Here is a 9,490-nt window from a genome sequence, read left to right as displayed (position 1 = left end):
ACTTCCTCCCCTCTAGGAGTAGAAATTTCTGTCTTAGTAGAAAGTCCTTGCTGAGTAGAAAAGCTACTTGCTGATCTTGCACTACCTGCTAGTTGTTGGCTTAAACCTGAAGCTAAAGATACAAAGCCCATTTCAGAGCCTTTTGCTAGAGAAAAAGCTAATAAAGGAGTTAGCATTACAAGGTATTTAAGGTAGCTTGAATGTGAAGTTACAGCTTGAAATACTTCTTGGTAATTTGCATAAGTAATAGCCCCTACTCCAGCATTGACAAAGGCGAAAGTATGTTGTAAGGTTAAGTCATTAAGATAGTTAATAATGCTTAATATTGGTGTCCAAAGCACTAAAGATAAACATAAAACAAAAAACATTTTTATATATTGATATGAGCCAAACATTATAGATAAAATCGCCATAAGCCAAGAAAGTCCTACAATAATAGCTGTAAGATAAGCTTTGGCTATAGGCAGATAGGTTTGAGCAAGTTTGCCTTGAGCTTGCATACCTGTAACATAACTTTGTTCTGCAACAGCTGCATTAGCCGCTAATGAATTTGGATGCAAATGCGTGTAATTAAATCTATATTATAAGTATTTATATTATAGTATTTGGTGCTTGTAAAAAACTTTTATAGAACTTTTAAAGGACTTTAAAGAGCTTTTGGATTTCCTTTTTCAATAAATCTAGGATATTTTGTGGAATGATCTTTGCTTTTTTTGATTAAGTTGTGATACAATTGGGAGGGGACATTTAGTTATAAACTAAGCAAAGTTTTAAAAGATTGCATTTGCTGTATATCATAGCAAAGTAAAAAAAGTATTGTGAACTTTTTTATAAAAAGGAAAATAATGAAAAACAACAAAGCAAAGCTAAACAAATATCAAAAAGATACACCCTTGCTTTCAACTATTAATTGTTCCATAGGCGATGTATCTAAACATTTAGATGCTAAAGGCTTGTGTGATTTGTTTTTACATATTAAAGACAAAGAAAAACATCTGAGTAACCTTGAAAAATATGCTCTTAAAATTATTAAAACTGAAGCATATCCACAAGAACTAGAGTGGTTTAAAAAAGATTATAAAATACCACAGGAAAATATTGAATATGTGCTTTCAAAATTATCTTACGCAAGATAAACCAGAATTTACTCATTTATATTACAAAAAGCAAATGCAAACTATAAGAATTCAAGAAACATTTATATCTTTTATGATATAATTGCACCAAGAAAGGATAAAATGTGGATTATAGAGTTTGTCAATGAAAAGGCGGTTGAAGAATTTGAATCTTTGCCCAATGATGTCAAGGCTAGAATGACTCGCATCATTAAAATGCTAGAAACAAGAGGTAATACTCTTGGTGAGCCTCACACTGCAAACCTAAAAGATGGTTTTTTTGAGATTAGGACAAAATCTAGTGAGGGAATTGCAAGAAGTATTTATTGCTATCAAATTGGGAAAAGAATTTTAATCCTTATAACAGTAATCAAAAAGAAAGATAAACTACCAAAATCCATTTTAGAAAAAGCAAAAAGCAGGTTAAAGGAGTTTGAAAATGGCAACAATTAGTTTTAATACAGTTTTTGATAGAATGATGAAAGACCCTGATTTTAAAAAAGAGTATGAGGCTCTTGCTCCTGAATTTGAGTTAAAAAAGCAGTTGATAAAAGCAAGGATTGATAGTAAGATGACTCAAGAACAAATTGCTAAGAAAATGAATATGAAGCAAGCTAATTTAGCAAGATTTGAAAAAACTATGGACGCTAAATTTAGCACTATTTTAAAATATGCAAAAGCTCTTAATATGAAAGAGTTGAGAATTTCTTTAGCTTAAGATGGCAAGTGTTTTATTGACTTTTTAACACTTTTATGCTATAATATCATCATTAAAATAATGAAAATATGGGAGTTTGCAGATGAATTTAAAGTTTGGAATTTTAGCTTTATGTTTAGTAGGATTTGCAATAAATTTAACAGCTGATGAATTGAAGTGTAACTCAGGTGCAGATTGTGAAAAGAAAGCTCATATCGCACTAAATCAAGAGAAAAATTCAAAGAAATATATTCAATACCTAACAAAAGCTTGCAAAGACTATAAAAGGTGTTTTGGGGCTATCCTTGCATACACTTATGGAACTAATGTAGAACCTAGCTATGCTAAAGCTGTTGAACTTCTCAAGGTAGATCCGCTTGACTCAAATCACTTGCAAACTCTTGCATATATCTATACTGTTGGAGATTCGACTTTAAAGCCTGATAAAAGCAAAGCCATAAAATATCTTAGAATAAAGTGTGCTGTAGAACACGATGATGTATCAGGATATTGTGAGCGACAAGATATATGGAAAGAATATGAAAGATTTATAAAAAATCCACAGAAAACTTTATTTATAAAAGGTTATACTCCTAAATAAAGATTGATATTTTTGGCTATTCTATTTAGGAATGAGCCTTATAAAATAAAGAAATAAGGAGAAAAGTGATGGAAAAAACTAGATTAGAGAAAAAAATTGAAAAATGGATAATAATGAAGATTGTTAAATATTTTAAACTATCAAGCAAAACTGAAAAACGGCTAAAGAAATGGGCAAGGGCAAGTAGGTATAATCATAGCCATAATAATAATGATGAATTTATATATGACCCAGCCTACAAAAGTCTTCCTTGCAATATTTATCACGAATTATAATACAATACAAACATAAAATTTCATATTGCCTTTGTTTTTAAGTGCAATATGAAGTCTTTTTACCTTTTGCCTAAATTTTTATACACGTCCGATATTTTTTCATCTCTTTCCTCAATAGCAGTGCCAGCCTTATGTTTAGTAGCTCCAGCAGCTCTTTGAGCTTCTCCAGCTATTCCATTACTACCCCAAGATGTTGGAGCAGTTCTTGAATTAGTCTTACTGTCAAAAGCTCCTAACATACTATCCATACCTTTATTAAATCCTACTTTGTGTTCCAAAGGACTATAGAAATCTTTTTTGCTTTGTTGTGTCAAATCTCCTTGATTGACATTGCTATCTACTTCAGCATATTTAGCCAAACCTTGTAAGTCTTTATTAGCTGCCATTTGTTCTAGCTTAGTCATTGCAGTAGCTACATTTTCTTTTGTCATAGCCCCACCAAGCTCTTCATTGATATAGTTTTTTACCATAGAAGCTCCACCATTGCCACTTATTGAATTGTTAATACTTGTAGCTTCTGTATAGCTGTTCATAGAATTTTGTATTTCAGCTGAGTTTTGGACAGCTCCTGTTTTAAATAGATTGTTAAAAGAGGTTGATACAGAACTATCTTTAGTAATTTGATTAGCCAAGCTTTCATTATAGGTTTTTTGAAATTCTTCTTTTTGAGCTGATGATAAACCTTGACTCCAGCTTTCAGATTCATTAGAACTAGTAGAAACAGAACCACTTACCGTGCCACCCATACCAAAAACCTTTAAACCACCACTAGCTTCAGCACTAAGTTTCATATTATCTATGTATGACTGATCTACCTTAACTCCTGTTGTTTTTTCATAAGCTTCAGCTAAAGCTGTTTGATGGGCTCTTGCAATATTACTACTATCGCTTTCTGAAATACCAAAACTATTTCCTTGTCCATTTGAGACTTCGTGTGCTCTCGTTGCCAAATTAGAATTTTGAATTGAGTGTGACAATGATTCTAAACTCGTTTTTACATTATTTGCTCCAAAACTTGAATTAAGTCCGTTGATATTTGTATAACCAATACTACCATCTGCATTTAAAGTAGCACTATTACCTGACATATTATCTTTAATGGTGCTTGTTCCTGTATTTAAATCTTTCATATCATTAAAGCTTCTTCCATCAGCTCCAAAAGTGCTTTGTGAAGTTGAAAATCCAGCACTTAAAGCATATACTTCCTCCCCTCTAGGAGTAGAAATTTCTGTCTTAGTAGAAAGTCCTTGCTGAGTAGAAAAGCTACTTGCTGATCTTGCACTACCTGCTAGTTGTTGGCTTAAGCCTGAAGCTAAGGACACAAAACCCATTTCAGAGCCTTTTGCTAGAGAAAAAGCTAATAAAGGAGTTAGCATTACAAGGTATTTAAGGTAACTTGAATGTGAAGTTACAGCTTGAAATACTTCTTGGTAATTTGCATAAGTAATAGCCCCTACTCCAGCATTGACAAAGGCGAAAGTATGTTGTAAGGTTAAGTCATTAAGATAGTTAATAATGCTTAATATTGGTGTCCAAAGCACTAAAGATAAACATAAAACAAAAAACATTTTTATATATTGATATGAGCCAAACATTATAGATAAAATCGCCATAAGCCAAGAAAGTCCTACAATAATAGCTGTAAGATAAGCTTTAGCTATAGGCAGATAGGTTTGAGCAAGTTTGCCTTGAGCTTGCATACCTGTAACATAACTTTGTTCTGCAACAGCTGCATTAGCCGCTAATGAATTTGGATCAATTCCTAAAACACTTGCTGTATTATTAATGCCATCATCAAGGGCATTAATAAGCATCATTTGTTGAATTTGCTCCCTTGCACCTTTTGCTTGTCCAAAATAAATTTGTGATACACCATTGAATTTATTTCTCCACTCAGTTACTGTGCCTACATTAGCAATATGAGCCTCAACTGCTTCTCTAGCTCCAGCAACTTGAGCTATGTCTCTTTTTAAATTTTGAGCTGATTCTCCACAAGAAATAAGACTATCATTCATTTGTCCATTATTGTTTTCATAATAAACTGTGAGTTTAGAATTTGTAGTAAGTGGTGTCCTCGGCGAGATTCGAACTCACGACCTCAAAATTAGGAATTTTGCGCTCTATCCTGCTGAGCTACGGGGACTTTTTAGATTTAAGGGATTGGAATTTGGATTTTGGATATCCTAGCTTGAAAAAACAAGCTAGGATTTAAAGGCTTATTTAGCCATTTCTTTTTTTGATAATCTCTTCAGAGACATTTTTTGGCACTTCATCATAATGATCAAATTCCATGCTATAAGTCGCACGTCCTTGGGTTTGAGAACGCAAGTCGGTTGAGTAGCCAAACATTTCAGCTAAAGGACAAAAGGCTGTGATGATTTTATTGCCACCTCTTTCATCCATTGAATTTACTTGTCCGCGTCTTTTGTTAAGATCGCCTATGACATCGCCCATATACTCTTCTGGAGTTTCCACTTCAACCTTCATCATAGGTTCAAGTATAACAGCACCTGCTTTTCTTGCCCCTTCTTTAAAGCCCATAGAGGCTGCAAGTTTAAATGCCATTTCTGAAGAATCCACTTCATGATAGCTTCCATCATACACAGTCACTTTAACATCTTCAACCGGATAGCCAGCTAAAACACCATTTTGTAAGGCTTCTTGTATGCCCTTATCAACAGCTGGGATATATTCTTTTGGTATCACACCACCTTTGATGTCATTGACAAATTCATATCCACTGCCAGGCTCCATTGGCTCAAGTCTTAAGAATACATGTCCGTATTGTCCGCGTCCGCCTGATTGCTTGGCGTATTTGTATTCTTGTTCTACGCTTTTTCTTATGGTTTCTCTGTAGGCAACTTGAGGTTGTCCTACTTCAGCTTCTACTTTAAATTCGCGTAGCATTCTATCTACGATGATTTCAAGGTGAAGTTCGCCCATACCTGAAATGATGGTTTGTCCGCTTTCTTCATCAGTATTTACCCTAAAGCTTGGATCTTCTTGGGCAAGTTTGCTAAGAGCTATAGACATTTTTTCTTGATCAGCCTTAGTTTTTGGCTCAACAGCTACTGAAATAACTGGATCTGGAAAGTCCATTCTCTCTAAGATAACCTTGTCTTTTTCACTAGCTAAAGTATCTCCTGTTAGGGTATCTTTAAGCCCTACTACAGCACCGATCTCGCCTGCGTAAAGCACTTTAATTTCTTCTCTTTTGTTTGAGTGCATTTTAAGCAAACGCCCTATTCTTTCTTTTTTATCCTTAGTGGAATTATACGCATAAGAGCCACTTTCTAGGCTTCCTCTATACACACGCACAAAGGTAAGCTGTCCCACAAAAGGATCAGTCATAATCTTAAAGGCAAGCCCTGCAAATTCGCCATCATCTGTGCTTTTTACTGAGGTTTCACTGCCATCTTCATACTCGCCCTTGATATTTGCGACTTCATCAGGAGCTGGCAAATAAGCCACTACAGCATCAAGTAAGGGTTGCACGCCTTTATTTTTAAAGGCTGTTCCACAAAGCATAGGCACAAGGCTAAGGCTTAAGCAACCTGCTTTGATACCAGCTTTAATTTCTTCTTCGCTTAATTCCTCTCCGCCTAAGTATTTTTCCATAAGCTCATCACTTGTTTCGCTGACTGCTTCTATCATCTTAGTGCGGTATTCTTCAGCCTTTTCTTTAAGCTCAGCTGGAATTTCTTTTTCTACATAATCAGTTGGCTTAGTATCATCTTCCCAAACTAAAGCTTTCATGGTAACTAAGTCAATAACGCCTTTGAAATCATCTTCAGCACCAATTGGAATTTGAATAGGCACAGGATTGGCTTTTAAGCGGTTTTTTACTTGATCTTCTACATTGTAAAAATTTGCCCCTATTCTGTCCATTTTATTGACAAAGATTATCCTTGGAACGCCATATTTGTTAGCTTGTCTCCAAACAGTTTCGCTTTGGGGTTGCACTCCACCTACTGAGCAAAATACTGCCACAGCACCATCTAAAACACGCATAGAACGTTCCACTTCTATGGTAAAATCAACGTGTCCTGGAGTGTCTATGAGATTGATTTGATAGCCGTCCCAAAAACAAGTCGTAGCCGCTGAAGTGATAGTAATACCTCTTTCTTTTTCCTGCTCCATCCAGTCCATAGTTGCAGCACCATCATGCACCTCGCCTATTTTATGGCTCATTCCAGTAAAGAAAAGTATCCTTTCACTTGTAGTGGTTTTACCTGCGTCTATATGAGCGGCTATTCCTATGTTTCGCACCTTTTTAAGTGGTGTAGATCGCGACATTTTTTATCCTTTCTTACCAGCGGTAGTGAGCAAATGCTTTATTTGCTTCAGCCATTTTATAAGTGTCTTCTTTTTTCTTAAATGAAGCACCCTTTGAGTTTGCAGCGTCAAGCAACTCACCTGCTAGCTTATCTATCATGGTTCTTTCACTTCTTTTTCTTGCAAAAGAAATGATCCAGCGTATAGCTAGGGCTTGTTGTCTAGCAGGGCGAACCTCAACAGGCACTTGATAAGTTGCCCCTCCAACACGACGTGATTTTACTTCTAAAATAGGCTTGATATTTTCAATAGCCTCATTAAAAATTTCAATGCCTTTTTTTTCTTGGTTTTTTTTATCAATGGCATCAATAGCACCATACATTATACTTGTAGCAGTGCTTTTTTTGCCATCATACATTAAAGAGTTAATGAATTTTGTAATTACTTTGTTTCCATAAATCGGATCAGGTAAGACTTCCCTTACCGGAGCTTTTCTTCTTCTCATTATTTTTCCTTCAAATATAAAATTTTACTCAAACAAAAGCAAAACAAGGCTTTGTCTGTGTTAGCTACTTTGTCTTTGGGTTTTAAGACTTTGCAGCACCAGCTTTAGGTTTTTTAGCCCCATATTTAGAACGAGAAACTGTTCTTTTAGCAACCCCTGCAGTATCAAGAGCACCACGTACTATGTGATACTTCACACCCGGTAAGTCCTTAACCCTACCACCACGCACTAGCACAATGCTGTGTTCTTGGAGATTGTGTCCTTCTCCACCGATGTAAGAGATGACTTCAAAACCACTTGTAAGCCTAACTTTGGCAACTTTTCTTAAAGCTGAGTTTGGTTTTTTAGGTGTTGTTGTATATACCCTAGTGCAAACTCCTCTTCTTTGCGGACAATTCTTTAACGCTGGAGATTTGGACTTTTCCAAAACTTTTTTGCGTTCTTTACGAACCAATTGATTTATGGTTGGCACTTGTAATTCCTTTCATTAAACTAAAATAAACTTTGGATAATAGCGAAGTTTTGCTTAGAATTAGGTTAAAGCCAAGTTTTTTCTTGGCTTTTTTGTGTTATTCTTTAGCTGTGTTGTATTCAAGATAGACTACATGAGTAGCGAGGTATTCTTCAAGTCCATGTTTGCCATCAGCCCCACCTATACCGCTTTTTCTAAAACCTGCGTGAAAGCCTTGCATGGCTTCAAAATTTTCTCTATTGATATAGGTTTCACCAAATTTAAGCTCCCTACTTGCCCTCATAGCATAGTCTAAATTTTGAGTATATATAGAGCTTGTAAGTCCATATTCACAATCATTTGCCATGTCTATAGCCTCGCTTAAACTATCAAATTTCACTATAGGTAAGATAGGAGCAAAAATTTCTTTTTGCATAATCTCATCTTCATGTTTTACCCCTGTTAAAACTGTAGCTGGGAAGAAATATCCGCTTGTATCAGTGATCTTGCCTCCACATTCTATACTTGCACCTTTTTTAACAGCTCTATCAAGCATAGCTAGAGCATTATCTACTCCTGCTTGATTGACAAGAGGTCCCATGTCAAAATCTCCCTTCATAGTATCGCCAACACTTACTTCACTCATGGCTTTTGTAAATTTATCCACAAACTCATCATATACATTTTTATGGATATAAGCTCTTTCAGCACAATTGCATACCTGTCCGTTATTGCAAATCCTACTTGCTTTTATGGCTTTTACAGCTAGATCAATATCAGCGTCTTTACATACTATAGCAGGGGCTTTTCCTCCAAGTTCTAAAGAAACTTTGATGATATTAGAAGCTGCAGCTTGCATGACTTTTACCCCAGCTTCAACGCTTCCTGTAAGGCTTACTAAACCTATGTTTTCATTACTTGAAAGCTCTGTGCCTACTATATTAGCCTTACCTGCTACAAGATTAAACACTCCCTTTGGTAAAGAACTTTGCGCTACTAGTTTGGCAAATTCAAAAGCATTATTTGGGGTTTGACTGCTGGGCTTAATGATGATGGTATTTCCTGTAAGTAAGGCTGGAGCCATTTTTCTTGCGATTAGAAAGAAAGGGAAATTCCAAGGTAAAATCCCACTTACTACCCCAATAGCACTTTTATAAAGATAGATATGCTCATTTGCCCTATCACTTTGTATGATCTCGCCCTCATAACGTCTTGCCCACTCAGCCATATAATCCATATAATCAGCCGTAAAATCAATCTCAATCCTTGCTAAAGCCCTAGTCTTTCCTTGCTCTTGCATTAATGCTTCACTTAAAAAGGCAGCATTTTTCCTAATAAGCCCTGCAATTTCTCTAAGATAGCCAGCCCTTTGTATAGCTGGCTTTGCTTCCCAAGATTTTTGAGCCTTTTTAGCTACCTCTATAGCTCTTTTTGTATCCTCAAGGCTGGCACTTGCTACTTCTGAGATAAGCTCTTTTGTAGCTGGGTTAAAAACCTTGATAAACTCGCCCTTATGAGGGATAAACTCCCCATCAATGAAATTTAAATACTGCTTCATATTTTCTCCTTTT

General features: G+C 35.6%; 11 protein-coding genes and 1 tRNA gene. 5 read left to right on the top strand and 7 right to left on the bottom strand.

The window, feature by feature from the left end:
• The coding region (locus tag CQA38_RS05005; protein WP_137632888.1) for a conjugal transfer protein TraG N-terminal domain-containing protein at positions 1 to 560 on the bottom strand (560 nt) is incomplete at its 3' end.
• A 285-nt stretch (positions 561 to 845) separates the two neighbouring features.
• Here CQA38_RS05005 and CQA38_RS05000 point away from each other — a divergent pair.
• The 5 genes from CQA38_RS05000 to CQA38_RS04980 all read left to right on the top strand — a co-directional run bounded on the left by CQA38_RS05000 (position 846) and on the right by CQA38_RS04980 (position 2,688).
• A complete protein-coding gene (locus tag CQA38_RS05000; protein WP_137632887.1) occupies positions 846 to 1,136 on the top strand; it encodes a hypothetical protein in 291 nt (96 codons plus the stop codon).
• A 102-nt stretch (positions 1,137 to 1,238) separates the two neighbouring features.
• The gene (locus CQA38_RS04995; RefSeq protein WP_137632886.1) at positions 1,239 to 1,568 is read left to right on the top strand and encodes a type II toxin-antitoxin system RelE/ParE family toxin; all 330 of its coding nucleotides are present in this window, start codon (positions 1,239 to 1,241) and stop codon (positions 1,566 to 1,568) included.
• Complete coding sequence (locus CQA38_RS04990) at positions 1,555 to 1,833, top strand: helix-turn-helix transcriptional regulator (RefSeq protein WP_137632885.1); 279 nt, start codon at positions 1,555 to 1,557, stop codon at positions 1,831 to 1,833. Before CQA38_RS04995 ends, CQA38_RS04990 begins: the two co-directional genes overlap by 14 nt.
• Before the next feature lie 76 nt (positions 1,834 to 1,909).
• Positions 1,910 to 2,413 (top strand): hypothetical protein, encoded by a 504-nt coding sequence (locus tag CQA38_RS04985; protein WP_137632884.1) that lies wholly within the window; start codon positions 1,910 to 1,912, stop codon positions 2,411 to 2,413.
• Between the two features lie 68 nt (positions 2,414 to 2,481).
• Complete coding sequence (locus tag CQA38_RS04980) at positions 2,482 to 2,688, top strand: hypothetical protein (protein ID WP_137632883.1); 207 nt, start codon at positions 2,482 to 2,484, stop codon at positions 2,686 to 2,688.
• 59 nt (positions 2,689 to 2,747) lie between these two features.
• Here the strand turns inward: CQA38_RS04980 and CQA38_RS04975 are convergent, their stop codons facing one another.
• From CQA38_RS04975 to aldA, 6 genes are all read right to left on the bottom strand, one after another.
• Positions 2,748 to 4,772 carry a conjugal transfer protein TraG N-terminal domain-containing protein gene (locus tag CQA38_RS04975; RefSeq protein ID WP_283202093.1) on the bottom strand — a complete coding sequence of 675 codons (2,025 nt, stop codon included), beginning with the start codon at positions 4,770 to 4,772 and terminating at the stop codon, positions 2,748 to 2,750.
• Positions 4,755 to 4,831: transfer RNA gene (locus tag CQA38_RS04970), tRNA-Arg, on the bottom strand. Before CQA38_RS04970 ends, CQA38_RS04975 begins: the two co-directional genes overlap by 18 nt.
• A gap of 77 nt (positions 4,832 to 4,908) precedes the next feature.
• Positions 4,909 to 6,984, bottom strand: a complete 2,076-nt coding sequence (gene fusA, locus CQA38_RS04965) for an elongation factor G (protein ID WP_137632881.1) — start codon at positions 6,982 to 6,984, stop codon at positions 4,909 to 4,911.
• Positions 6,985 to 6,997: 13 nt separating this feature from the next.
• Positions 6,998 to 7,468, bottom strand: coding sequence for a 30S ribosomal protein S7 (gene rpsG / locus CQA38_RS04960; protein WP_137632880.1), 471 nt, complete (start codon positions 7,466 to 7,468; stop codon positions 6,998 to 7,000).
• Positions 7,469 to 7,550: 82 nt separating this feature from the next.
• Positions 7,551 to 7,940, bottom strand: coding sequence for a 30S ribosomal protein S12 (gene rpsL / locus CQA38_RS04955; RefSeq protein ID WP_137632879.1), 390 nt, complete (start codon positions 7,938 to 7,940; stop codon positions 7,551 to 7,553).
• Between the two features lie 97 nt (positions 7,941 to 8,037).
• Positions 8,038 to 9,477: an aldehyde dehydrogenase gene (gene aldA, locus CQA38_RS04950; protein WP_137632878.1), complete on the bottom strand. Its 1,440-nt coding sequence runs from the start codon at positions 9,475 to 9,477 to the stop codon at positions 8,038 to 8,040.
• Between the last annotated feature and the right edge of the window lie 13 nt (positions 9,478 to 9,490).

The organism is Campylobacter sp. MIT 12-5580 (assembly GCF_005406235.1).
Taxonomy (GTDB): domain Bacteria; phylum Campylobacterota; class Campylobacteria; order Campylobacterales; family Campylobacteraceae; genus Campylobacter_D.
Note: the sequence above shows the minus strand (reverse complement) of the source record. Positions and strands in the feature narration are given on the sequence as shown.

Excerpts from the sequence above, each read along its gene's own strand:
- CQA38_RS05000 (WP_137632887.1), top strand. The coding sequence starts at position 846 with ATGAAAAACAACAAAGCAAAGCTAAACAAATATCAAAAAGATACACCC.
- CQA38_RS04995 (WP_137632886.1), top strand. The coding sequence starts at position 1,239 with ATGTGGATTATAGAGTTTGTCAATGAAAAGGCGGTTGAAGAATTTGAA.
- CQA38_RS04990 (WP_137632885.1), top strand. The coding sequence starts at position 1,555 with ATGGCAACAATTAGTTTTAATACAGTTTTTGATAGAATGATGAAAGAC.
- CQA38_RS04980 (WP_137632883.1), top strand. The coding sequence starts at position 2,482 with ATGGAAAAAACTAGATTAGAGAAAAAAATTGAAAAATGGATAATAATG.
- fusA (WP_137632881.1), bottom strand. The coding sequence starts at position 6,984 with ATGTCGCGATCTACACCACTTAAAAAGGTGCGAAACATAGGAATAGCC.
- rpsG (WP_137632880.1), bottom strand. The coding sequence starts at position 7,468 with ATGAGAAGAAGAAAAGCTCCGGTAAGGGAAGTCTTACCTGATCCGATT.
- aldA (WP_137632878.1), bottom strand. The coding sequence starts at position 9,477 with ATGAAGCAGTATTTAAATTTCATTGATGGGGAGTTTATCCCTCATAAG.